The sequence below is a fragment of the Halobacillus halophilus DSM 2266 genome, assembly GCF_000284515.1.
Taxonomy (GTDB): Bacteria; Bacillota; Bacilli; order Bacillales; family Halobacillaceae; genus Halobacillus; species Halobacillus halophilus.
Genome location: NC_017668.1, coordinates 484641 through 507726, shown reverse-complemented (window position 1 = coordinate 507726; position 23086 = coordinate 484641). Strand labels below are relative to the sequence as shown.

Sequence of the window (23086 nt, the reverse complement as noted above, 5' to 3'; positions counted from 1 at the left end):
ATGAAAGACCGAAAGAATATTGGTTACACACATAAATGAAGCGACCTTATAAGATCGCTCATTATTAAATGTAGGGACTGTCATTGCAAGAGGCTAAGGTTATCATGGATTAGTGTCTTCTGAACTCCCTGCTTCACAAAGTTATTTAACCACCTGGACTTTTTTGATCTTTCTGCCTTGAATCTCAAGTATTTTAAATGAAATGCCGTTTCTCTCCAATACATCTCCTTCTTCCGGAAACACGTTAAACTCCTCTAATAAGTATCCTGCCAGTACATCTTCTTCCTCAGGTATCTCCGTATCAAAGATCGAATTTAATCGGCGCAGAGTTATTTTCCCATCACAGATAACCTCATTTTCTGAAACTTTCTCAATAATCGTATCCGTTTGAGTGTCCATCTCATCTTCAATTTCCAGCCCAATCATAGCTTCAATAACATCTTCGTGTGATAAAATCCCTTCGGTGCCGCCATATTCATCGAGAACAATAGCCATGTGTTTTTGTTCTCTCGTCATCTTTTTAAATACCCACTCAATTTTCTGGAACTCGTAAATGATTAATGGTTCCTTGTAAGTAAAAGTCTCTAATGGTTTTTCAGGATCCATGGACCAGGAGGTCAAATACTTCGAGTGGAAAACAGCTATGATGTCATCCATGTCTTTTCTATACACAGGATATCGTGTGTAAGGGTTCTGAATTACGATATCTCTTACTTCTTCAAAAGAAGCATCTGCGGGAAGAGCAATCATATCTACCCTCGGGGTCTTCAGGACGTCCTTTACATTCAGATTATAGAAATCCAATACACCTTTGATACGAAGAGATTCTTCTTCGTTAAAGGTTCCTTCAGAGTCTGCAATATCTACCATAGTTCTCAACTCTTCCTTAGAAATGGAAACTTCATTAGGTTGACCTTTATCAAGGGCCTTAGTGATAACACCTGTCAGTTTATTAAGTACAATGGTAATTGGTTTAAATACAAATACAAAAAAACGAATCACAGGTGATACCAATAGAGAAATACGATCAGGAAATGCAGCTGCTATAGATTTCGGAATGACTTCGGAGAAAATGATAATCGTCACCGTCAGAATAGCTGAAGCTAACCCTACACTGAACCCATATTGAATCGCAAGGGTGGTCACAAGAGTGGGCAATAAAATGTTCGCAATGTTATTCCCGATTAAAATAGTGGTAATGAACTCACTCGGTCTTGAGATTAGCTGGAGCAGATTTTCTGCTTTCTTGTCATTATTATTTGCTCTTGATTGTAACTTCATTTTATTGGCAGCTGTTAAAGCTGTTTCGCTCCCCGAAAAGAAGAGTGAGACAAATAATAAAAAAATAATCGCAATAATCAAGGTACAGTTTCCTCCTAAAATGGACATATTAAAACCTTAAATGGACTACGTCTTCTGAGTAAATTCTTTAATAGTAAATAGTTCTCCCTTAAAACCGTTCATGAGTAAAGATCGGAAGTGGGGAATAAATGCGCTGGCAAAACCTCAATTATGCTTTGCAGCGAAAAATACCATTAATAAGTTTAACAATATTTCTTGTTTCAAGCGAGTTTGAGATTTCATAAAGAAACAAGCAGGTGCTTTAGTCCCTATAAACTTGCTAACAAAAAAGGAGAACCTTTAGAAAGGCTCTCCTTTACGTTTAATTATGGATATACTTTTCAAATACCTCTTTGAAATCCTTCTGTGTATTTTCGCGATGCTTCTGTTCATACCAGCCATAAGCAAAATTAGCTGCCTGTTCGAATTCCTTCGAGATATCATGATCGTGGAAACGGTTATCCTTAATCAACGAGCTTGCTGTGCCAAGGCTATCTCTGGCAAAATCCGAATATAGGCGATTTTCCTCCTGAATATGAGAAATCGCTACAAGTGATTTATACAAATCAGCAATCGCTTCTCCCTCATCCTTAGCAATATCAATACTGAATACTTTATTTCCCATGGTGAATTTAATTTCTAAATCCAAATCGATCGTACCGGCCGTTTCGATCGAGGGGTTACTGATATGATGTTTGTAGTAATCATACCGTAAAATATTACGTTTACTGCTCGACGCCTTTTCTCCATCCAAATGGATCAGTGCTCTGTTAGTAAAGCAGTATTCGTCGGATTTTGATTTAATGAGGAAAAATATCTTCTCCTCATCCTCTGTCAGTACAAAGTCATCCGACTGTGTTTTATCAAAATCTTCTTTATTAATAATTTTACCAATATCACTTAATCCTAAAGCGTCACTGGCCAGTTTCTTAAACAAAAGAATCTCCCCTTTCATTGATAAAACCTAAACTCTTCATCTGCTTTACTTCGACAAAGAGCTTAACTTTCCTTCCACTTACGGAAAGACTTATAACATTTTTCAGTCTCCTAATTTCCTGACTATCTGAACCACTCGACTAATCCAATCATACTTAGTAAACCGAGCAGGAATGAAAATGTTGCCAGTCGCTCATATCCATGTCCATGACTTTCCGGAATAAGTTCTTTATAAACAATGAACAACATGGCTCCTGCTGCAAATGCCAGTCCATAAGGGACAAGGAATAATGCAATTTGAACGAGATACAGGCCTGCAAATCCTGCCAGACATTCCATAATTCCTGTGGCCATCGCAAACGTAATGGCTGTAGGTTTTGAAACTCGTTGATTAACTAAAAATATGGCCACCAGGAACCCTTCCGGTGCGTTTTGAAGAGCCATGGACAGAGCAACTACCAGACCAAGGCTCTCTATTTCGCTGGCTAGACTCGCCCCTACAGATAGCCCTTCTGGAATATTGTGTAAGGTCATTGCCATAATCAGCATCCATGATTGAGAAGAAAGCGTAATATCAACCCTCTGATGATCCATGTCTGTATGGGGAATAAAATATTCAAGCATATTTAATAGCAGTGCTCCAGCGAGCACACCAAACGCAAGAATATATAAGTTCGTTAGTTTTAAGGAAGCAGGTATTAAACCATAAGTTGAAGCCGCCATCATTACCCCTGCCGTATAAGCTAATATTGCGTCCATTCTTCTGTGGGAAATGTTGCGAATAAATAACACAGGGATAGCTCCCAGTCCTGTAACCAAAGCCGAAGCCATCATTACCATAACATTTGAATCCATAGCCAGCCTCCTTGGCTTTGATGGAAGAGTGAGACTTTCATGTTCTTATTCACTATATGTACAGGCATAACCTGGTTATGCAGGAGAAGAAGAGAGATGAACCTAAAAGAGAGATTCCCGAATTCACGGAATCTCTCTTTTTAACACGTATTCTTGTTTTTTTATAACCAAATGTGCACTGATCCATTAGGCGCACGCCGTTAAATCAATGGTGGCTTATACTCTGCCTGCTACTTGTTAAATTCAATAACATTTCCGTCAGGATCACAAATATATACTTGGTGCCAGTCGGTTTTATTGTGAGGTTTATTTAATATCTCTACGCCATAGGTTTCCATTCTTTCAAGGAAAGCTTCTATGTCCTTTACCCTCACAGCAAAATGACCGTCCCTTGAATCAATTTCTGTTGTTCCACGTAAAGTTTTGCCCTCATTATGTACAATTAAATGAATCTGAGTTTCTCCTACCTGATACCAGGCGCCGGGAAATCCAAATTCTGGCCGCTTGCTGCTCTCTTCAAATCCTAACACCTTACCGTAAAAATGTTTGGCTCGTTCAATATCTGTAACCAACAGAGAAACGTGATGAATACCTTTATACATATGATCTATTCTCCTTTCCTTATACAATAACGAAAATTTAAATAAGGCTATCTTTCCTATTATAATACGCTATATATAGAAAAAAGAAAAAGACTGCCTCTACTGCAGCCTTAAGTAAAATTAATCGTCATCCTGATCTTTTTCTGATTCAATAACTTCTCCAGTCTGCCTATCAATCTTATATGTTCACGAATTTGCTGCAAGCTCTCTAAACCATCTTAGGCTTTCACTATTTTATACCCTTCGTACTCATGCTCGAGCTCTAAGACTCTGGCAATTTTCTCTTCATCCTCTACAACTAATAGGAAGCTTCACTCGTATCTGTCACGCCTTATGGTTAGACCTTATAGAGGATTGAACTTCTTCTAATATTATGTGAAAAGCCTAAATGGACTTCCAAGGAAGTCGTACACAGAATTCACTCGGATTATGTTGAAATTAATATTCCCCGGGAAATTAACTTAATATTTTCCCGAATTGTAGAGAAAACTGACTGTCCTGGATAAGTCATTTATTTAAACATGGAGAGATCTATGGATTCGGCCATTTTCTTATAGCCTAAATCGTTAGGGTGCAAATGGTCCCCAGAATCATATTCAGGAAGATACCGCTTAGGATGATCGGGATCTCGCACTGCTTTGTCAAAGTCAATGATACCATCAAACGCTTTACTGGTCCTGATCCACTCATTAACCGCCTGCCTGGTCTCTTCTCCTTCTTTCGTGTACATACTTGAACCTTTAAAAGGAGTTAACGTACCGCCATAAATTTTAAGTCCTTCATCGTGAGAGGCCTGAATAATTTCTTTTATTCGTTGGATTATTTTTTCCGCTCCATATTCAGGGTGATGTCTAATATCATTTAGTCCCTGATGAAAAATTATTGACGTAACCGCTGTTTCGTTAAACACGTCGCGCTCTAATCTTGCTAACGCATTTTCTCCTCTTTCTACTCCGCTATTGATCAAATGATTACCCGAAACGCCGGCGTTTAATACGGACATGTTACTCCCCGACGTTTCCCGATTCATTCGTTGCGCTAAATAGTCAGGCCAACGATGGTCAGCGTTGACTGTAGAATAATTCCCATTTGCAATGGAACTGCCTATTACTACGATAGATCCTTTTACTAGAGGTTCTGCGATAACATCAACTCCGTCCAGCCAGAACCAGGCTTCTTCGTTTCTCTCAAATGCGGATGCACTAGAATCAGAAACATGATTGCCGGATGCTGAAATATACGTCTCCTGGATGGAGAGAGGGTGCCACGTAGCAGGGCCGGTAGGTTCACGAACATAAAAGCTGACCGCTAATTCCTCCATGTGATTCACCTTCAGCCGAACGGGATCACTCACTATTTTTTCACCAGGAGGAATACTTATCTTTTCTTCCCCGCCAAATGTGACTTTCCGGTCTGTTCCCGGAATCGTTTCTGCTTCATTCTTGGAAGCAGCTACGTGTACCTCCTCAATGGTGAAAGGCGAAGAACCAAATTCATTCGACAACCGTATGCGCATTTTCTTTCCATCAATATGGGGCTGAATAATCGAGCGAACAGTTTGATTCTCAAATCCCTCTTGGGAAATTCCTTCTGTATAAGGAGCTATCATACTTGTACTCCATGCCCCCACCCAGTCTCCCTGTTCACTTGAGAATATCCATCCTCTTGCTCCATAAATGCAGAGAATAATAATGATAATCGTGAAAAAGACATAAATCCGACGCCCCATATATACTCGCCCTTCTAGTTGCATTGATTTTTTCTAGACTGTCCATTTTAACACTTGCGCTCTTTAATCACACAAGACTGCGAATTTCAGCATAAGATTGGAAAGCTTTTATCCCAAGAGACCTTAGATGAAAAAAGAATATCTGAGTTATTCACAAAGCAGGCATTGTTCCTATTTTTATAAAAAGGCTAATAGCATGGTGTCCCTATAAAAGTTAGAGCATATGCTATTAACATAAAACTCTTATTAGGAGGGCTATTTACTATGAGTGAAGACTCTTCAAAAAAACATTCAAAACCAATTCCCAATTCGGTTCTAGACCTATTAATTAGTGATATTTTCAAAAAGAATGGCGTTAATGAGAATAAAATAAAGGAAAAACTGTCAGACGAACAAAAGAAGCGTATTAAAGACATGGTGGATGATCTCAGCAGTCAGGTGGACACATTGATAGACTCTAACAAAAAGGATATACAATAATAGTTTATAAAATATCCCAAGATAGCTGCCATAATGGCAGCTTTTTCTATGAAATATTCTAAATCAATTAAAAATGGTTGCTTTAATCAGCCATAAAGCACACTCCATTTCTTCATAGAAATAATACTATATATTATACCAAGAAAGGGAGTGTTAAATAATGAACAAGAAATATAGTTATGACCATAACTATTATCACGGAGATCACCACCCCGGAAACTACTATCATGGAAAAAATGAGAAAGATTGCAGAAGTGATCATGATGCGGCAATTGTGCTTGAAGATGGTACTCAAGTTTCGTTAAATGATCAGGAATCTGACGAACTAATTTGGATTAGAAACTCTTGCAATGTGAGTGTCCACACCACTGATACCCAAGCAGCTATTTCTCTTCAAGCCGGGCTTCAATTAGCTATTGCTCTAGTAATCAGTATCACTATTGGTGATTCTGATAAAGGCAAGGCAATCGCTCAAGAAATCGTTCAGAAGTTCGACTCTGAACAAACAAACTACCAAAAAATCTTCGTTGATAACTCAAAAGATGTAGATATAACTACCACAGATACTGATTTGACGGTAAATATTCAAGCTTTGCTTCAAGTACTTGTAACCTTAGTCGCTGAGTTAGATGTATTTTAATTAAATATTTAAAAGAGGTGAAAAAACATGGAAGAAAAGAAATGGAGAGCACTAGACCATTATTGTGGTGCTAAAGACGATGGAGCCGATGAGATGCAGGACGCCGACCAAATTGTTAAAAATGAACAAAAATCCTATGAATGGATTATTGTAAAAGACTCCGAAGAAGTACACGTAAAAACTACTGATACTCAAGCGTCTGTTTCTCTGCAATTGGGAATCCAGGCTGCTATTGCCGCCGTAATTAGTATCACTATTGGCGACTCTGATCAAGGGAAGGCCGTAGCACAAGATATCAAACAATTTATTAAAACAAAACAAAGCAACAGACAGAAAACCATTATTGAACATTCCAAAAATGTAAAGGTAGTAACAACTGATACTGATTTAGCAGTGAATATACAGGCTCTTCTTCAAGTTCTTGTTGCCATCGTGGCTAAACTGGACATATTATAATAGGCTGTCAGAATTAAAAGAGGACAAGAAACCAGCGTTTAATGTAAAAGAAAACTTAAAAAGTATTCTATTTCCCAATATCCTGACTTGCCTGAACTACGGAATAATCCGTAGTCACTTTCATAGTCAGAGGTACCATACGCAAGGCTTGCTGTCTGCCATTTTGGCAGGCAGTTTCAGTTTTTGAACTACCCCCCACTTACTCGCTGACACTCCTTGAAGTTGGGGGATTCCTAAGAGCACGAACCTAACGGTTCATTCAAATGATTAGGCTAGCCCCGTCGCACCGACGGTTGTAAAGGATTCTTTGAATCTCCTTCAATATATTGAAGCTCGCATTTAGGTCGCGGTCGTGGTGGCAGCCGCAATCTGGGCAATCCCACGTTCGAACAGCGAGATTCTTTACCTCACTGTTTTGGTATCCGCACTTGGAACACAGCTGTGAACTCGCAAAAACTTTCGATACGGTTACCAACTGCTTCCCGTACCACTTTGCTTTGTATTCGAGCATAGACGTGAACATCGACCAGCTCACATCACTAATCGATTTGGATCGTTTTCGGTTTTTGAGCATACTGGAAATTTGGAGATTTTCTACACCGATCACATCGTGGTTTTTGATGATTTCGGTAGAAATCTTATGCAGATAATCTTTGCGGGAGTTCGCTATCTTCTCGTGAAGTCTAGCTACTTTAATGCGTTGCTTATGCCAATTCGAAGATCCCTTTTCCCTTCGGGAAAGGATACGTTGAGCTTTTGCTAGTTTCTTTTCGGTCTTACGTAGGTATCGTGGGTTTTGATAGGTGGTGCCATTCGAGAGAGCAGCGAAGTCTTTCAATCCGAGATCAATGCCAACATAAGTGTTGGATTTAGGAAGTTCCTGAATATCTGTTTTAACAAGAATGGATACAGAATATTTTCCGGTCGGATTGCGGCGAACCGTCGCACTCAAGATGCGACCTTTCACTTCACGGCTCTTGGCAAATCTCACAAGCCCCAGCTTAGGCAGCTTGATTTTGTGATCCTGGATGGCAATATTTCCGTTTGTGCATTTTGTGGTGTAGGACTGGACTCTGTTCTTCTTTGATTTGTACCGTGGAGCTTGGTTTTGCTTTTTGAAAAACCGTTTATAAGCGTCAGAAAGATGTTTGACCGAAGTTTGGATGGCCGTGCTATCCACTTCCTTTAACCAAAGGAATTCTCTTTTAAGCTTGGGTAGTTGTTTGGAACAAGTAGAGTAACTCAAACCTTTTCCGGTTTCCCTGTAGGCACTGCTCCATTCCGAGAGGAAATGATTGAAGACAAAACGAGCGCATCCGATTGTCTTAGCGATGAGCGATTCTTGGGTTTTATTTGGATAGATACGAAAGTTATACGCTTTATGCTTCAACCTTTCCACCTCCCAATCAGGAACATACGTTCTTGCTTTAGGATATCACGGAAGGGAGAATATTCAAAGACATTCGCCTTTCGGAGACGGCATTCATCTCCCCCTTGTCACCGGTCTTCGACACGGCGCTTGAAGAGGGAGTCTTCTGCCGATGAATGATAAAAAAATTCAAGTTTTTATAAACTTTATTTAATCAGGTATAAAAGAACTATTACCCCTTCCCTCATACTATTGTCAAGCGTTAGCCACAAAAAGATCCTCCTCCTAATATGGAGAAGGATCTTTTTACATTTAAGAGCCTTCAGGTTCCGCAAAACGTACGATAAGGCTGGGAAGTTGGCTCCGGAGGCGCCGTATAGGCTTCCTGTTCACAGGAATGCGCATAAGGGTTGGAAAGAACCCCAAGGAGCTGCTCCAGCACGCTAAAGTCTTCTTCTTTCACTGCAGCTTCAATCGCTTCTTCTACCCGGTGGTTCCGGGGAATGACAGCAGGATTATTATTCTTCATCAACTGGTAGGAAGTGTCTTTTGATTCTTCCTGCCTGTCCAATCTATTTCGCCATTGTTCCAGCCACTTTTTAAATTCAGGAGCTTCAAATATAGACATATCTTCCAATCGGTCAAATGTAAGCGCCCGGAACGTATTGGTGAAGTCTGCTTTATATTCCTTCATCATACGAAGCAAGTCTTCTGCAAGTTCCTTGTCTTCTGTTTCTTGATTAAAAATACCAAGTTTTCTTCTCATGCCATCCAGCCAGTTTGCCTCGTAAAGACTGGTGAAATGTGAAAGTTCGCGTTCAGCTATTTTTATCGCTTCATCCTGATTCTCATGGATCAAGGGGATCAGGGTTTCAGCAAATCGCACGAGATTCCAGCCCGCAATGTCCGGTTGATTGCCATAAGCATATCTTCCTTGGATATCGATAGAACTGAACACGGTTGCCGGATCATAGGTGTTCATAAAGGCACAAGGACCGTAATCAATAGTTTCTCCACTAATCGCCATATTGTCTGTGTTCATGACTCCATGAATAAAACCGATCAGCTGCCACTTAGCAATCAGCTTCGCCTGGCGTTCAATTACTTGTTGCAGCAGAGAAAGATAGCGATTTTCATCCGATTCAATAGTTGGAAAATGTCTGTGCACCGTGTAATCAGCCAAAGCTCGCAAATCCTCCAACGTTCCCCATCTTGCTGCAAATTGGAAGGTTCCAACCCTCAGATGACTGCTGGCTACTCGAGTAAGGACCGCTCCCGGTTGTTCCGTTTCCCGAATCACGGACTCACCCGTTGCAACGACAGCCAGACTGCGATTCGTAGGAACACCAAGCGCATGCATAGCCTCACTAATTATATATTCGCGAAGCATCGGCCCAAGTGGTGCCCGTCCATCTCCTCCACGAGAATATGGGGTGCGGCCTGATCCTTTAAGTTGAATATCTACCCGTTCATCCTGAGGAGTAATCTGCTCGCCTAGCAGTAAAGCCCTTCCGTCGCCGAGCATGGTGAAATGCCCGAACTGATGACCCGCATAGGCCTGAGCTAAAGGAAACGCACTATCGGGTACTATATTACCAGCTAGCACCTCTTTACCTTCCTCACTATGAAGCCACTCCGTGTTTAACCCCAAATAGTCAGCAAGTCTATCATTAGCAATTATTAAACGATGGGCATGCGCAGGTTCCGGGTCAGAACTCTGAAAAAAAAGCTCTGGCAGACGCGCATAGCTATGGTCGAAGTTCCATCCAGTTTCTACTTTTTCTTTTCGCTGTGTCATCAACGCATCTCCTTTTTTGATATACGTATTTATAAATATTCGATCAACGTCCAGGTCTCTATACCTGATCCCAACAAACCGTATCTATTTAATGTTTGATTCTTGAAATTTATTATACCTGCTCGGCAGGCCTCTTTACTTTTGAAAATGAAACCTTATTTTATTTTATACAATATTCTTCTGTATAAAAACAACTCAAGACTTTTTCGGCCTTGAGTTGTTTGATATATTATTTCTTTCGTGTGTTTTTCATAACTAAGCTGACAATAAACACAAAGATTATGGCCCCTATTAAGGCAGGAATGATTGCTATTCCTGCTAAACTCGGTCCGATCGATCCTAGTAATTCGCCGCCGATCCATGCCCCTACAATTCCAGCAATAATGTTACCTATAATTCCAAGCGGCATGTCACGTCCGATAATGGCTCCTGCAAGCCAGCCGATTAAACCTCCGACAATTAAATATAATATAATTCCCATATTGATTATCCTCCTTTACTCACTCTATGTGACTGTTTCCTGTATCATCTCCCCTCAAACTTAACTCATTTAAAAAAGCTCTGGCCTCAGCCAAAGCTTCCTTAAGGATCTTACTCTAAAGTCGCGAGATGCGTGTAAACGTCTCCCAAATTTGTGTAACCCATTTGCTTGATGTCCTGAATACTTTCCACCCATAGCTTCGCTGTCGCCATTGCATCATCCAAAGCATGATGACGCTGGTCAATAGCAATGCCATAATGTTTGCAACAATCATCCAGACTGACCAGTTTTTTTTCCTGGTGAGCAATCCGGGTTAAAAAAGTGGTATCTACAATGCGGTGCTGAAAATTTTTTCTCAAAGCGAGCCACGTGGCATGATTCATAAACTGCTTCTCGTGATTCGCGTGATGGGCCACGAGTACATCACTTCTAATAAAAGAATAGAAGTCATGAAGTACCTCTCGAAGAGGTTCCGCTTCTATCAGCATATCGCTGGTGATCCCAGTTAGATCTTCTATTTCTTTCGAAGGACCTGATTCGCTATAAACGAGGGAGTAAAATGTTTCTTCTTCAATAATGTTAGTCCCTTCTACTTTTACAGCGCCTATGGATAAAATTTCATCACCTTTGTAAGGATAAAACCCGGTCGTTTCCAAATCAAACACCACAACATTTAATTCATCAAACGGAACATCCAGGTCATCTTTGTTTTTTAACTGCCGCTCCAAGTTTCTTATATAAGCTTCTTTAGAAGGGTCATTTCGATTTAAGGATGAAAAGCCGCTCCCCAGGCGACCTGAAACATCCTTTACAAATTGCATAAAAGGATTCATAAGGAACTCTCTTCTTTAAGAATTGATTTGGATTTAGCAAACAGCTGCTGCCCCCGTCTAATCAAATGTTTGAGTTGCTGCTTATCCCGTTTCGACAATCGATCCAGCGGAAGTAAGTGAATTTTTTCATAGCTTTCCGCTTCCTTTTTATAACGCAGACGAAACGTGAGCAGCTCCCGAAAGTCGTTCTCATAAGCTTCGATGAATGGGTAGGAATAAGACAGAATTTCAAACCGATCCAATGTAGGAGCAGCGGACACTCCTTTTTTCAAGGAGAGGATTCTCAAGGCATTCACATAGGGGAAATAAGCTGTTTCCTTCAAATGGATCTCCCCTTTCATTCCCTGCCGCTGTTCCGGAAGCAGCTGCCCAAACACACCCACCCCTTTTTTGATAAACTCAAAGTTTTCGACCAACCGGGAATACAGGCGCGGACGATCTTCTAAGATTGAAAAAGATTCGCGCTTCACTTTTAATAAAAATTCATCATTTCCATCTAACACTCGCGAATCAAAAAATATCGAAAAATTTCGCAACGACTGCCAACTGTCTTCATTAAGCCAATCATGAATCTGTTTTTTGTACGACTCAATTGATCGACACCACAAAGGATTCGAAGCCATCACGTTTCCTTCACATTTTTCATAACCCGCGATAGCTAAACCATGGCTGATTTCAGCGCCGAGGTTTAAAAAATACTCCTGGCATTGAGATGCGCCATCAAAAATAATACCATGATCCTGATCACTCCAGACCGACTGCTCAGACCGTCCCGCACTACCCATTAGAAAAAACGCAAAAGGAGCAGGAGGCGGACCCTGCTCACTTTCGATCGTTTCTTTGGCAATTCGTAACGTCTGATACATTAACTGGTCATGAAAAGCATTTAATTGGCGATGATCGTCAACAACAGACCCTATGGTCTCTTCCCGCCATTGCCTGATTTCCTCATAAGTTTCAAACATAACGATCCATCCCTTTGTATATGTCTACGCTCCTGGATTCTTTTCCGGAGAATTAAAGTTTTCTGGATAGCCATAGCCTCCATGCTCACTCAAATCAAGACCCATAATCTCTTCTTCTTCTGTTACTCGAAGACCTCCCATGGCTTTATCCATAACTTTCAGGATGATGTACGAAACAACAAAAGCATACAATCCACTGCTGACAACACCTAAAATCTGAACACCAAGCTGTTCAAAACCACCACCATAAAATAAACCTGGACGGCCTACTGTAGCAAGCTCCGGTGTGGCGAACAATCCGTTCGAAAGTGTTCCCCATATCCCAACCGTCCCGTGGACAGATAAAGCAAAGATCGGGTCATCAATTCTCTTCTTATCAAAGAATCTCATACTGAAGAATACAAAGGCTCCGCCGACAAGCCCGATGATGACAGCAGCCCATGGTTCAACGAATGCACAAGAGGCAGTAATGGCAACTAGACCCGCAAGCGCACCATTTAGCGTGGTAGGTACATCCGCTTTACCGGTTACAGCCCAAACCATCAGCATGGCACCGATTGCCCCTGCAGCTGCAGCAAGCTGTGTATTCAACGCTACATAACCAAAGAAAGCATCGGCTACACCAAACGTACTACCTGCATTAAATCCGAACCAGCCTACCCATAAAATAAGTACACCTAACGCTGTAAATACCTGGTTATGTCCGGCAATTTCGTTAGAAGATCCATCTTTATTATATTTACCAATACGTGGTTTCAAAATCATCGTAGCAGCAAGGGCAGCCGCTGCACCAGTTAAGTGTACGACGGTCGACCCAGCAAAATCCTGTTTGCCATGGCCGGCCAACCAGCCTCCACCCCAGATCCAGTGGGCGATGACAGGATAAATAACAATAGAAAATAAAATAGCAAATATCACATAAGCCACTAGCTTCGCACGTTCCGCAAAACCACCAAATGCGATCGTCATGGCAATAGCTGCAAACGCAAGCTGGAACATAAAGTCAACGGAACCCGCAAGTCCCTCTCCCATTGTAGTCGCATCACCATAAAAGAAATTAGAAAATCCAATAAATGCATTTCCTTCTCCGTAAATTAAGCCATATCCTACTGCCCAGAACACCAGGGATACAATTCCTATAGTAAACACTGTTTTCCCCGCAATATGACCCGCGTTCTTCATTCGTGTGGAGCCTGCTTCAAGTAAAATAAATCCACCCTGCATCAACAAAACCAGAACCGTACAAACGACAATCCATAAGTTGTTCATTAAAAAAGTTGCATCCATATAATAGCCATCCCCTTCTATGTGATATTTTCTAACATCTGATGTTATATTATACTCTACCAAATTCTAAATATTAAAACAACTCTTATGTTAAGAAAGTTCACATAAATATGTATCTTCCTATTTATAAAGCGTTTCCATCTTCGCAACCTGCCAAAAAACTTTACTTTGTTCTTTTTTTTACACCTAAAACTGTTTTTCCTCATCTGATTAGATGATCTCCCCACGATAAGTGAGCGGCTGTTACTCCTTACCATTAAGCCAGGGCCATAAATCTATAACCGCTAAATCCTGATTCTCTCAATTACAGCCAAACCACCAGGGCGAAACTTGGCGGTTTAGCTTTTTGCTTTAAGTACGTCTTCGTATAACCCATAGTTTGTTTGGAAATATCTAGAGAGAAAGTTAACAACAGCTATTGCATCCGTAAATCAGTCCTGGAAGCGTTTAGAAATACCACAAAAAGAAAAGCAACAGAAAGGATCTACATCATGGATGTTATTGAATTACTATTAAGACTGGCACTCGCTTTTACTGTTCTTTTAGTTTTAACAAGAATAATGGGAAGAAAAGAAATCTCTCAACTCACGTTTTTTAATTTCGTTTCCGCTATTTCCATAGGTACCATTGGAGGGTCACTTGCCATTGATGCTTCCTTGAGCGTCCGGAATGGATTGATTGCATTAGTAAGCTGGGCTGTCTTTACTGTTTTTTTAGGGTACTTGGATATTAAATCAAAGGATGTCCGCTCTTTCATTGACGGCCAGCCCCTCATCGTTGTGAAACAGGGGAAAGTGCTTGAGGATGAACTACGCAAAGCGCGACTTGACCTGGATTCCCTGAACGTATTACTTCGAAAGAAAAATGCATTTTCTTTAAGTGAAGTAAGTTACGCTATTTTCGAAACCGATGGAACCCTGTCTGTTATGAAAAAAACGGGAGAACAGCCGTTTACCAAAAAAGACGGGAATGTCGTTTCAAACAGCCCTGCAGTTTACCCCATTCCTACAACTGTCGTTTCGGATGGAAAAATAAATGATGCTAATATGCAAAGCTTAAATCTGGATCAAAAGTGGCTCCACCACCAGCTTAAATCAGCCGGTGTACCGTCCATTTCCGATGTCTTTTACGCAGAAGTTCAAAAAGATGGTAGCTTATATATTGATAAGAGGAACGATACGATTCACTAAATAATTCAAGCAAGCACCTATGTCAGGTTCGTTTTTTTCTCATTTGCAAAAATTGAATAAGGCTACATTCATCTTCACAGCTGCCTAACACTGTATCCTTCGATACATTTGTAAATTAACTGTAAATAAAGTATAGAGCGAATGGTTTTGAAGGAAGCTACAGACGCAGGAGGTGATGATTCATGGAACACTTGAAATTAATCGCTATGAAGTTTTTGTTCACTTTCCCCATCCTTCTGATTATTTTAGGAGGCGGATTTGACGTATCCTTTGGGAATGTGTTCTTAATCTCGTTGGTTTTAACCGGAGTTTCTTACGCTGTAGGCGACTTATTAATCCTGTCCCGATCCAGTAATACCACAGCTACGATTTCAGACTTTGTATTCACATTTCTGGTGGTTTACTTGATGACAGATGCACTCACTGTTGGAAATAATGTGTTTTCAGCTACACTAATTTCGACTATATCACTCACTATTTTTGAATACTTCTTCCACCAGTCTGTTGCGCGTAACTTGGATGGTGAGAAAGCAGGTACAGAGAAGATGAGCCCCGCCCCTCAATTAAGTACGGAAGCTTCTGAAGAGCTTTACCCTTATGAGGATGAGGATAAATAATGATTATTTATTATAAAAAACCCCTGACTCGCAAATAAGCAGAGCCGGGGATTTTTCTATTCTTTATTATTTTGTTTTTCGCCGCGTAAATCAGCAATCAGTATAAATCTTTGCGGAGCCGGACCCGAAAAGCAGTTAAGTTTATCCGGGGAATTGCACAGTCCACTATAGCTGCTGTAGAGACTGCTTTTTTGTTAATCATAATACACGATGCTCACTCGTTCCGCTCTTATTCATACACTGTTAACAACTCAAAGCGGAAGGAAGAAAAGTTATTATGGGCAATCGTTATCTTGATTTACTAGCGGAATTCGGAGTCGGAGGCGCCCACCCAGGCGGTTTTCCTTTAACCAAAGAAGTGTTGTCATCCTTACATCTGCCTCACTCATCATCCGTATTAGACATCGGCTGCGGAACCGGCCAAACTGCCGAATATCTTTCCGATCACTTCAGTTGTAAAGTTACCGCTATAGACAATCATCCCGTTATGGTAAAAAAAGCATCCGAACGACTACTTTCAAAAGCAAACGTTCGGTACGGAAACGCAGAAGATCTCGAATTTGCGGACCTCACGTTTGATGTGGTACTTACCGAATCCGTCCTTTCATTTACTGGAGCCGCTCATGAAACGCTCAAGGAAATTCACAGGGTTTTAAAAGAGAAAGGAACATTCTTATGTAACGAAATGACCGCAGCCAAACAATTATCTAAACAGCAACTCTCCGCCATAAAAAATTTGTATGGGATTGAAGAGGTTTTAACAGAAGAGGAATGGATACACAAACTGAAGGGAGCTGGATTTACGACCGTTTCCCGTGTACCCGACATTGAATCATTAGACGAAACCCAAGTTACAGACCTCCGCCCTTCCCCAAATATCAGTGAAGATCTGTACGACCTTTGGGATGACCACCACTCTTTTTTTAGAGCTCATAAAGAGTCGTTAAGTTACCGTATCTTCCTCTGCGAAAAGTAATGTATGTATATGAAAAAGAGACTCTTCAACCATGTTCACCATCGAAGAGTCTCTTTTCCTCTATATTATTTCTTCTTTTTCATCATTTTCTCTATCGATGACAGATCTTTCGGTACTTTTCCATCCAGAATCGCCTTCACAATCATATCTTCCTTCTGTTTGGAAACTCGGCGGTTTGCCAATGCGGACACTTTATTTACTACATTTCGGACTGTTTTCTCATCTTTGAAATTCGCACCCTGCAGCGACCTCGCTAATTTAAAAACTTCATCCATTTTAACGCCGGTCTTTTTCTCAAATTTATCGAACAACAAGTAAACCTCCTTCGTCATTTCCTAGAACTCTTAAATATTCTATGAAAATGACACGAAGAACGTATCAGCAGTTGTCCCTGTTTACATGAATTCATTCACTCTCGGCCAACGGGAAAGAAGATCCTTTAACCAAATCATCAGCCTCACGCTTCATCATCCGTGGCAGATTTTGGTCTGGATGGGCTTTGTGGTACGACTCGATAATTTTATAACCAATCTGATACCCAGCCCACCTGGGAAGGCCTCTCTTTTTGTTTCCGTAAAGAAAATCCATTTGACTTTCACGCTCTCGGTTTGAAAGATTGCCCATGAATTTGTCTATCCATAATTTGCTTAGCTGCTTGTCAGTGTATTGATTCGTCCACGGTGATATATAATCTTTGCCATAGACCTCTTTAACAGCGTATTCTCCCAATCCTTCAATCACCAGGGTCTCGAGTAGTGTTACGCGCTCCATATCCACATTCTTTTCTGTTAAGCGGCAGACGTGGTTATATTCGTGAGCCAGAACTGCTTTCCAATCCTCTTCTTTTACTGGGGCTCCATAAAAAAGGTATAAACCTTCCTTGAACGCTACTCCCCCTTTATTTTCTTTGCTTTCCCTCAGGAAAGAACCACCCTCCTGGAAGGGATAAAGATACACAGGAACCTCCGGACCATTCCACACTTTTTTTAAATACTGGTATTCTTTTTCCAACTTTTCGTACAGACCTTCCTCTTTCCATTTCTTCACCAATTTCCCCGCTCTTCTCCAAGCATCCGGCTTGAATAAACCATAGGTTAACAAAAGATATTGAATTTCTTCTTCTTGCAGTCCGTCGAAGGGATGTTGAGCAGGCTGACAAATCGTTTCTCTTTGGACGATATAGGGAGATTGAAACGGAGCCTTTCTTTTACATTTTTCATTAAAAGCTCCCAACGCACGTGAAGTGTCTACAATTCCCAATCCATACACCCTTTCTAATGATGTTCTCCTACATTCTATGACTTTAGGGCAAAAAACATTTTTCATTTAAACTAAGCAGAATATCTACATTCGTCTACGCAAAACTCGTCTGCAAACATATTCTATAATCATAGTCCTCTATGCAGGAAAGAAAGGAAGTGTTTACTTGTCTCAATCCAACATTTATGGTCTCTGCTGCCGTTATCATGGTAGAGATGTCCGTCTAACCGGTCGTGATGGTCGTGTTCATTACGGTAGAATTACCCGAGTGACTCGCAACCAGGTGTGGCTGCGCCCATTCCCGGGTCCACGTGGATATGGTTTTTTCTTTTACGGAGGGTACGGATTCGGTATTCCATTTGCAATCGGAGCTATTACTGGGGTCGCCCTGGCTTCAGCTTTCTTCTGGTAAAAAAATAAGAGCCGCTCTATCTAGAGTGGCTCTTATTTTTAAGTTTATAAGATTCATTCTTCTATTTTAGTTATCTTGGTATTAGCACTTCTCACCTTGATAATAATGGAGTTTAAAAATTCACCAAAATCCTAAATTAGATTCAAATCTTTAATAGTAAGAAGATTTATCAACCTTCATCAGGATACACTTGATCCATCCCTAATACGATTAATCTCATTTTTATAAAGATCGGAACGGCCTCCGAAGATCGCTTGAATATTCTGATCTACTTTAACTAAGCCGGCGGCTCCAAGAGCTTTTAACTCCTCTTCATCGATCTTGCTGACTTCATTTACTTCGACTCTTAATCTGGTAAAGCAGGCATCCACGTGTTTTAAGTTGGATTCTCCTCCTAACGCCGTCATAATTGATGCGGCCGTTTCTCGAGTCTGCTCGGATTTTCCACCTTTTTTCTTTTCATTGAAATCCTTACGTGTGTAAAGCTTGTTCTCTTGACCTCCGCGGCCTGGAGTAGCCAAATCCCATTTTTTAATGGCAAAGGAGAATGAGAAATAATAAACAACGAAGAAGATGGCCCCAACTACGATATTCATCCACCAATTATTTGTACCTGGAATCGCATTGACCAGTACATAATCGATGAGGCCAGATCCTCCTGCCCAGCCAATGTTGGCATCCAACATATACATAGCTGCAAAAGATATACCAGCCAATACGGCGTGAAACACGAATAGAAGAGGTGCTACGAACAAGAATGTAAACTCAATAGGTTCCGTAATTCCGGTAATAAAGGCGGTACCAGCAGCCGCTACAAGCATTCCTTTAACTACGGGACGGTTTTTCTTATCAGCCTGCCGATACATAGCAAGAGCCGCTCCGACAAGACCAAACATAATGACAGGGAACTTACCAGCCATGAAACGTCCAGCCGTTACTTCTACTCCTTCAGCCACTTGTGCTAAAAAGATGTATTGGTCCCCGGATACTGCACTTCCTGCAACTTCAGCTGTACCACCTAGTGGAGTCCATAAAAACGGCGCGTACCAAATATGGTGAAGACCAGTTGGTATTAGAACCCTTTCAAGGAAACCGTATAGACCAATATAAAGAGGATTCGTTGCTCCATTAGCGATCACATTAGCTACAGCATTAATGCCGCCTTGAATCGGTGGCCACACGACCATCATAGCCATAGCAAGGAATATGGAAGAGAAAACCATGGCAATCCCGACCGAACGATCCCCGGCAAAGAAGCCCAGTACTTCCGGTGGATCAAACTCGTGAAATTTATTATAAATGAACACAGCGAGTAAACCGACAACAATCCCTCCGAGCACTCCTGTTTCCAGGGTGGGAATGCCGAGGGCAGAACCATATTCTCCGCTTTCCTGTACCATCTCAGGTGTGATGCTGAGCGCAAAAGAAATGGTTTTATTCATAATGACGTACCCTAATAGTGCAGCCAGTGCAGCAATTCCGGATCCATTTGTTAGACCGATCGCAACACCAAGGGCAAATATAATAGCTAAGTTATTAAATATGCTGATTCCGATGTCGGACATACCTTGACCGATGAACTGAATCGCATCATTTTGTAAAAAGGTCAGTGTTTCTGACAGTGGACCGGTAAGGGCGGCGCCAATTCCAAGTAATATACCTGCAGCAGGCAAGAGGGCGACTGGCACCATTAACGACTTTCCAAACTTCTGTAAAGCTCCAAAATGTTTTTTCATGATTTAGCTTATCCTCCTTTTGAGCAAACGCTTTCTTATCAAGGGAAAGAATAGACCCGAATACACGGTCCGGGTCTATAAATTTGATTAAACCGTCTGAGCTTTTTTACTGGCGTACAATGCAGGCCAGTAGTCTTTGTTTGCTTCGATCATATCGTCAAGAATCTTTCTTGCCCTTGGAGCGTCAATAACCGTTCGGTTCAAGGTCAAAGCCTGTAGGGCTTTTTCGTAGCTATTTTCATAATAAGCATCCACCACAAGTTTCTCATAAGCCAACTGTCCCTCAATTAACCCTTTGTAAAAGGTAGAAATATGACCTACAGCGAAAGGTTTAGGACCGCGATTGGTAATGACTGAAGGAACCTCCACCATGACATCATCAGGCAGATTGGCAATCGTTCCGTTGTTCTCAACCATCACTATAAAAATGTCACCGTTATTATAAGCCATAGACGCCGCAACCCGAATCATGTAACGGCCATGGATATCTACTTCAAGCTCCACATTTTCAGTAGTATCGTCCGCAATAATTTGATCAGCCAGGGTATGAACCCGCTTCTCGCGACCGTTAATCACCTGACGGGCACGGGTATTATCCGGCTCTTCTTTATCCACCATCTGTGAAGGATATAAATAATACTGCAAATACGTGTTAGGTAAATACTCTGGAAAATCCGTCACCATCTGCTCGACTTGTTTAAACGTTTTAATCCAGGAAGGATCATTAGCGATCTCAGCATCCTCCGGAATAAATCCATCCTCTGTAATAGCACGCTTAATCGTGTCTGTATGATCCTTGCCGTCTTTATCTAAGATTCTAGTAAACCAGCCAAAGTGATTAAGACCAAAGTATTCAGGGACAAGATCAAACACGTCCTTACCTAGTATTCCGGCATAACTCACCATAATTGCCGCCGGCATATCACAAATATTCAGCAGCTTCTTATCTTCAGGAAATTCACGGCGGAGAGCTTCCGCAACAATGGCAGCTGGATTCGTGTAATTTAAAATCCAGGCTTCCGGGGAGTAATGGCGAATATCATTGACGAGATCAATCATATCTCCAATAGAACGAAGCCCGTAAGCCATGCCGCCAGGGCCGCATGTTTCCTGCCCTACAGCCCCGTATCGAAGTGGAATCTGTTCATCCTGCTCACGCATCGCAAGCCCGCCGGTACGAATTTGAACAAAAACAAAGTCAGCGTCTGTTAATGCTTCCTTCTTATTCGTCGTATAGTTGAACGACTCAAGTTCTGGATATTTCTCACGCAAAATGATTTCTGAAGCTTTTGCAATTTTTTCCTGGCGCTCAGCGTTTGTGTCATAGAATGTGATCGACTTTAACGGAAACTGTTCTTTTTCCGCCACTAAACTCATGATCATACCAATGGTGTAGGTACTACCGCCGCCCACAACTACAAGGTTTTGCTTTTTCATAGGGTACGCCTCCTAATAGGTATTATATTTGTATTAAATAATTGTTAATATGAATATAATACATATTTGTGAAAGCGTCAACATTTGTATCGAAATTTTTATGATATTTGGTTATAATATGGATATAGATGAACAGGAGGAATTCGTATGGCAGCTCCTTTATACCGGAGAATTGCACAACAAATAAAAGAAGATATTTCCGAAGGGATTTGGAAAGAAGGAGAGGCTATACCAACGGAACTCCATCTTTCTGAACAATATCAGGCCTCACGCGTCACCGTACGGCAGGCTGTTAAAGTACTTGTGGAAGAAGGATTATTGGAAAGAATTCAGGGAAGCGGCACCTATGTAAAAGAGCAAAAGATTGAACATAATATATTTGAATTAATCAGTTTTACAGAAGAAATGAGAAAGCTTGATAAACAACCGGTCAACCGCATTCTTGACTTCCAATTGATTGATCCTACTGATTATATAAAAAGAATGCTCCGGCTTTCCGACGGGGAAAAAGTCTTTTTCGTACGCAGGCAGCGACTCGTGGATGAAATTCCCTATGTATTGGAAGAAACCTATCTTCCGGTAACGATGTTTCCAAATCTATCGTATAGCATTATGACTGGATCAAAATATGACTATATTGAGAAAGAAGTAGGGAAAAAGATCAAGGAAAGCTTTCAGGAAGTGATCCCGGTTTTACCAACTCCGGATATTGCGGAAGCTTTAACTGTAGATGACTCCACCCCGATTTTAAAAATGCAATCCTATAGTATTTTTATAGATGGTACGGTATTCGAATACAGCGAAAACTATTTTAAGAGTGACGAATATAAATTCACTCTCCGGGCTAAGCGACTCCAATAATCAGGTCAGACAGAACATGAAAAAAAGGTGCTTCTCCAATTTTGTGAGAAGCACCTTTTTCTGTTGAATTTATTCCTGTTTTCTTTGCTTCAAAGCAAAAAAGACTGTAACCACCAGAATGAGAGCGGCAAAAATATAAGAGGAGTACACCACAAGCGGCACATCTGCATCCTGATTTTGAACCCCTATTCCGACGAACGCCCAAACAAACACGAGCGGATACACCCAGTCATTTTTCGTTATTAAAATATAGAAAGCAAGCAGAGTCGCTATAATGAGAAGAATGAACGTCCAGACAGAAGCAGAGATCCCAAATCCGCTCCACTCAATATAAGTGAGATAGTAGCTGATGTTAGCAATCGTGGCTACGCTGATCCACCCAAGATATACGGAAAATGGCAGCCGGTCCAGAAACGAAGCATCGACTGCTTCCGCTTTTATATAAAGACGAATAAGAGTAAGAAGTAAAAGGAGCATGACAATGACCGATAGTCCAAAGAAGTTGTAATGCCACATAAAAATCCAAAGACTGTTCAGAATGCAGCTTAACACGAAGAGTCCACTTACCGCTTGATAAATAGGCAGATCTCGTCTGCTGGCTGGAAACTGGCGGAGAACCCAGATGCCAAGCAGGATGTAGATTAACCCCCATATACTGAACACATATCCAGCTGGAGTAAACAGGACGTTCAGCCTGTTGGAAATTTCTCCTGTTGTCTGACCATTAAGCGGCAGCGTATTGGCGAGTCCATTAACGACCACAACAAGTAAATAAGCGAGTAGATTTAAAATAAATTTGCCCATAGGAACACTCCTTTTCAATAA

Annotated in this window: 25 protein-coding genes; 8 read left to right on the top strand and 17 right to left on the bottom strand. The window is 41.1% G+C overall.

The genetic code is table 11. The annotated features are described in order from the left end of the window. Positions 1-141: 141 nt before the first annotated feature. From HBHAL_RS02600 to HBHAL_RS02580, 5 genes are all read right to left on the bottom strand, one after another. Positions 142-1362 (bottom strand): hemolysin family protein, encoded by a 1221-nt coding sequence (locus HBHAL_RS02600; protein ID WP_041601168.1) that lies wholly within the window; start codon positions 1360-1362, stop codon positions 142-144. Positions 1363-1663: 301 nt separating this feature from the next. Beyond that, a complete protein-coding gene (locus HBHAL_RS02595) occupies positions 1664-2278 on the bottom strand; it encodes a PH domain-containing protein (RefSeq protein ID WP_041601167.1) in 615 nt (204 codons plus the stop codon). Between the two features lie 122 nt (positions 2279-2400). Next, entirely contained in the window at positions 2401-3132 is a 732-nt protein-coding gene (locus HBHAL_RS02590) for a ZIP family metal transporter (RefSeq protein WP_014641771.1), read from the bottom strand. Between the two features lie 230 nt (positions 3133-3362). Next, positions 3363-3734 carry a VOC family protein gene (locus HBHAL_RS02585; protein ID WP_014641769.1) on the bottom strand — a complete coding sequence of 124 codons (372 nt, stop codon included), beginning with the start codon at positions 3732-3734 and terminating at the stop codon, positions 3363-3365. Positions 3735-4245: 511 nt separating this feature from the next. Next, on the bottom strand, positions 4246-5463 hold the full coding sequence (locus HBHAL_RS02580; protein WP_014641767.1) for an SGNH/GDSL hydrolase family protein: 1218 nt from the start codon (positions 5461-5463) through the stop codon (positions 4246-4248). Positions 5464-5727: 264 nt separating this feature from the next. Here HBHAL_RS02580 and HBHAL_RS02575 point away from each other — a divergent pair, with 264 nt between their 5' ends. The 3 genes from HBHAL_RS02575 (at position 5728) to HBHAL_RS02565 (ending at position 7039) form a co-directional block, all read left to right on the top strand. Beyond that, positions 5728-5943 carry a hypothetical protein gene (locus HBHAL_RS02575; RefSeq protein ID WP_014641766.1) on the top strand — a complete coding sequence of 72 codons (216 nt, stop codon included), beginning with the start codon at positions 5728-5730 and terminating at the stop codon, positions 5941-5943. A 160-nt stretch (positions 5944-6103) separates the two neighbouring features. Next, complete coding sequence (locus tag HBHAL_RS02570; RefSeq protein ID WP_014641765.1) at positions 6104-6583, top strand: spore coat protein; 480 nt, start codon at positions 6104-6106, stop codon at positions 6581-6583. Positions 6584-6610: 27 nt separating this feature from the next. Next, on the top strand, positions 6611-7039 hold the full coding sequence (locus HBHAL_RS02565; RefSeq protein WP_014641764.1) for a spore coat protein: 429 nt from the start codon (positions 6611-6613) through the stop codon (positions 7037-7039). 67 nt (positions 7040-7106) lie between these two features. Here the strand turns inward: HBHAL_RS02565 and HBHAL_RS21910 are convergent, their stop codons facing one another. The 7 genes from HBHAL_RS21910 to HBHAL_RS02535 form a co-directional block, all read right to left on the bottom strand. After that, entirely contained in the window at positions 7107-7238 is a 132-nt protein-coding gene (locus HBHAL_RS21910; protein ID WP_262983421.1) for a hypothetical protein, read from the bottom strand. Between the two features lie 60 nt (positions 7239-7298). Further along, entirely contained in the window at positions 7299-8438 is a 1140-nt protein-coding gene (gene tnpB, locus HBHAL_RS02560; protein WP_014641763.1) for an IS200/IS605 family element RNA-guided endonuclease TnpB, read from the bottom strand. Between the two features lie 292 nt (positions 8439-8730). Beyond that, entirely contained in the window at positions 8731-10206 is a 1476-nt protein-coding gene (locus HBHAL_RS02555; protein ID WP_014641762.1) for a protein adenylyltransferase SelO, read from the bottom strand. Positions 10207-10435: 229 nt separating this feature from the next. After that, on the bottom strand, positions 10436-10687 hold the full coding sequence (locus HBHAL_RS02550) for a GlsB/YeaQ/YmgE family stress response membrane protein (RefSeq protein ID WP_014641761.1): 252 nt from the start codon (positions 10685-10687) through the stop codon (positions 10436-10438). Between the two features lie 110 nt (positions 10688-10797). Then, a complete protein-coding gene (locus HBHAL_RS02545) occupies positions 10798-11508 on the bottom strand; it encodes an exonuclease domain-containing protein (protein WP_223254252.1) in 711 nt (236 codons plus the stop codon). Positions 11509-11516: 8 nt separating this feature from the next. Then, positions 11517-12485, bottom strand: coding sequence for a DUF294 nucleotidyltransferase-like domain-containing protein (locus tag HBHAL_RS02540; RefSeq protein ID WP_014641759.1), 969 nt, complete (start codon positions 12483-12485; stop codon positions 11517-11519). Positions 12486-12509: 24 nt separating this feature from the next. Beyond that, the gene (locus tag HBHAL_RS02535) at positions 12510-13772 is read right to left on the bottom strand and encodes an ammonium transporter (protein WP_014641758.1); all 1263 of its coding nucleotides are present in this window, start codon (positions 13770-13772) and stop codon (positions 12510-12512) included. A 491-nt stretch (positions 13773-14263) separates the two neighbouring features. On the opposite strand from HBHAL_RS02535, the gene HBHAL_RS02530 reads away from it, so the two are divergent. The 3 genes from HBHAL_RS02530 to HBHAL_RS02520 all read left to right on the top strand — a co-directional run bounded on the left by HBHAL_RS02530 (position 14264) and on the right by HBHAL_RS02520 (position 16555). Beyond that, positions 14264-14962, top strand: coding sequence for a DUF421 domain-containing protein (locus HBHAL_RS02530; RefSeq protein ID WP_014641757.1), 699 nt, complete (start codon positions 14264-14266; stop codon positions 14960-14962). 182 nt (positions 14963-15144) lie between these two features. Then, complete coding sequence (locus HBHAL_RS02525) at positions 15145-15579, top strand: YndM family protein (RefSeq protein WP_014641756.1); 435 nt, start codon at positions 15145-15147, stop codon at positions 15577-15579. 277 nt (positions 15580-15856) lie between these two features. Continuing rightward, positions 15857-16555 carry a methyltransferase domain-containing protein gene (locus HBHAL_RS02520; protein WP_014641755.1) on the top strand — a complete coding sequence of 233 codons (699 nt, stop codon included), beginning with the start codon at positions 15857-15859 and terminating at the stop codon, positions 16553-16555. A gap of 65 nt (positions 16556-16620) precedes the next feature. Here HBHAL_RS02520 and HBHAL_RS02515 read toward each other — a convergent pair whose 3' ends face one another. Together HBHAL_RS02515 and HBHAL_RS02510 are read right to left on the bottom strand one after the other, a co-directional pair. Next, positions 16621-16887 (bottom strand): stage VI sporulation protein F, encoded by a 267-nt coding sequence (locus HBHAL_RS02515; RefSeq protein WP_051005583.1) that lies wholly within the window; start codon positions 16885-16887, stop codon positions 16621-16623. 73 nt (positions 16888-16960) lie between these two features. Then, on the bottom strand, positions 16961-17815 hold the full coding sequence (locus tag HBHAL_RS02510; RefSeq protein WP_014641753.1) for a DUF2268 domain-containing protein: 855 nt from the start codon (positions 17813-17815) through the stop codon (positions 16961-16963). Between the two features lie 166 nt (positions 17816-17981). Here HBHAL_RS02510 and HBHAL_RS02505 point away from each other — a divergent pair, with 166 nt between their 5' ends. Further along, on the top strand, positions 17982-18227 hold the full coding sequence (locus tag HBHAL_RS02505; RefSeq protein ID WP_014641752.1) for a hypothetical protein: 246 nt from the start codon (positions 17982-17984) through the stop codon (positions 18225-18227). 179 nt (positions 18228-18406) lie between these two features. On the opposite strand, the gene HBHAL_RS02500 is transcribed toward HBHAL_RS02505, so the two are convergent. After that, the gene (locus HBHAL_RS02500) at positions 18407-19963 is read right to left on the bottom strand and encodes a PTS transporter subunit EIIC (protein WP_014641751.1); all 1557 of its coding nucleotides are present in this window, start codon (positions 19961-19963) and stop codon (positions 18407-18409) included. A gap of 87 nt (positions 19964-20050) precedes the next feature. Beyond that, the gene (locus HBHAL_RS02495) at positions 20051-21400 is read right to left on the bottom strand and encodes a 6-phospho-alpha-glucosidase (protein ID WP_014641750.1); all 1350 of its coding nucleotides are present in this window, start codon (positions 21398-21400) and stop codon (positions 20051-20053) included. Positions 21401-21547: 147 nt separating this feature from the next. On the opposite strand from HBHAL_RS02495, the gene HBHAL_RS02490 reads away from it, so the two are divergent. Next, complete coding sequence (locus tag HBHAL_RS02490; RefSeq protein ID WP_014641749.1) at positions 21548-22261, top strand: GntR family transcriptional regulator; 714 nt, start codon at positions 21548-21550, stop codon at positions 22259-22261. 69 nt (positions 22262-22330) lie between these two features. Here HBHAL_RS02490 and HBHAL_RS02485 read toward each other — a convergent pair whose 3' ends face one another. Continuing rightward, positions 22331-23065, bottom strand: coding sequence for a TspO/MBR family protein (locus HBHAL_RS02485; RefSeq protein ID WP_014641748.1), 735 nt, complete (start codon positions 23063-23065; stop codon positions 22331-22333). Between the last annotated feature and the right edge of the window lie 21 nt (positions 23066-23086).

Excerpts from the sequence above, each read along its gene's own strand:
- HBHAL_RS02550 (WP_014641761.1), bottom strand. The coding sequence starts at position 10,687 with ATGGGAATTATATTATATTTAATTGTCGGAGGTTTAATCGGCTGGCTT.
- HBHAL_RS02520 (WP_014641755.1), top strand. The coding sequence starts at position 15,857 with ATGGGCAATCGTTATCTTGATTTACTAGCGGAATTCGGAGTCGGAGGC.
- HBHAL_RS02565 (WP_014641764.1), top strand. The coding sequence starts at position 6,611 with ATGGAAGAAAAGAAATGGAGAGCACTAGACCATTATTGTGGTGCTAAA.
- HBHAL_RS02490 (WP_014641749.1), top strand. The coding sequence starts at position 21,548 with ATGGCAGCTCCTTTATACCGGAGAATTGCACAACAAATAAAAGAAGAT.
- HBHAL_RS02590 (WP_014641771.1), bottom strand. The coding sequence starts at position 3,132 with ATGGATTCAAATGTTATGGTAATGATGGCTTCGGCTTTGGTTACAGGA.
- HBHAL_RS02570 (WP_014641765.1), top strand. The coding sequence starts at position 6,104 with ATGAACAAGAAATATAGTTATGACCATAACTATTATCACGGAGATCAC.
- HBHAL_RS02585 (WP_014641769.1), bottom strand. The coding sequence starts at position 3,734 with ATGTATAAAGGTATTCATCACGTTTCTCTGTTGGTTACAGATATTGAA.
- HBHAL_RS02540 (WP_014641759.1), bottom strand. The coding sequence starts at position 12,485 with ATGTTTGAAACTTATGAGGAAATCAGGCAATGGCGGGAAGAGACCATA.
- HBHAL_RS02530 (WP_014641757.1), top strand. The coding sequence starts at position 14,264 with ATGGATGTTATTGAATTACTATTAAGACTGGCACTCGCTTTTACTGTT.
- HBHAL_RS02555 (WP_014641762.1), bottom strand. The coding sequence starts at position 10,206 with ATGACACAGCGAAAAGAAAAAGTAGAAACTGGATGGAACTTCGACCAT.
- HBHAL_RS02485 (WP_014641748.1), bottom strand. The coding sequence starts at position 23,065 with ATGGGCAAATTTATTTTAAATCTACTCGCTTATTTACTTGTTGTGGTC.
- HBHAL_RS02525 (WP_014641756.1), top strand. The coding sequence starts at position 15,145 with ATGGAACACTTGAAATTAATCGCTATGAAGTTTTTGTTCACTTTCCCC.
- HBHAL_RS02575 (WP_014641766.1), top strand. The coding sequence starts at position 5,728 with ATGAGTGAAGACTCTTCAAAAAAACATTCAAAACCAATTCCCAATTCG.
- HBHAL_RS02495 (WP_014641750.1), bottom strand. The coding sequence starts at position 21,400 with ATGAAAAAGCAAAACCTTGTAGTTGTGGGCGGCGGTAGTACCTACACC.
- HBHAL_RS02535 (WP_014641758.1), bottom strand. The coding sequence starts at position 13,772 with ATGGATGCAACTTTTTTAATGAACAACTTATGGATTGTCGTTTGTACG.
- HBHAL_RS02515 (WP_051005583.1), bottom strand. The coding sequence starts at position 16,887 with ATGACGAAGGAGGTTTACTTGTTGTTCGATAAATTTGAGAAAAAGACC.
- HBHAL_RS02545 (WP_223254252.1), bottom strand. The coding sequence starts at position 11,508 with ATGCAATTTGTAAAGGATGTTTCAGGTCGCCTGGGGAGCGGCTTTTCA.
- HBHAL_RS02580 (WP_014641767.1), bottom strand. The coding sequence starts at position 5,463 with ATGGGGCGTCGGATTTATGTCTTTTTCACGATTATCATTATTATTCTC.
- HBHAL_RS02500 (WP_014641751.1), bottom strand. The coding sequence starts at position 19,963 with ATGAAAAAACATTTTGGAGCTTTACAGAAGTTTGGAAAGTCGTTAATG.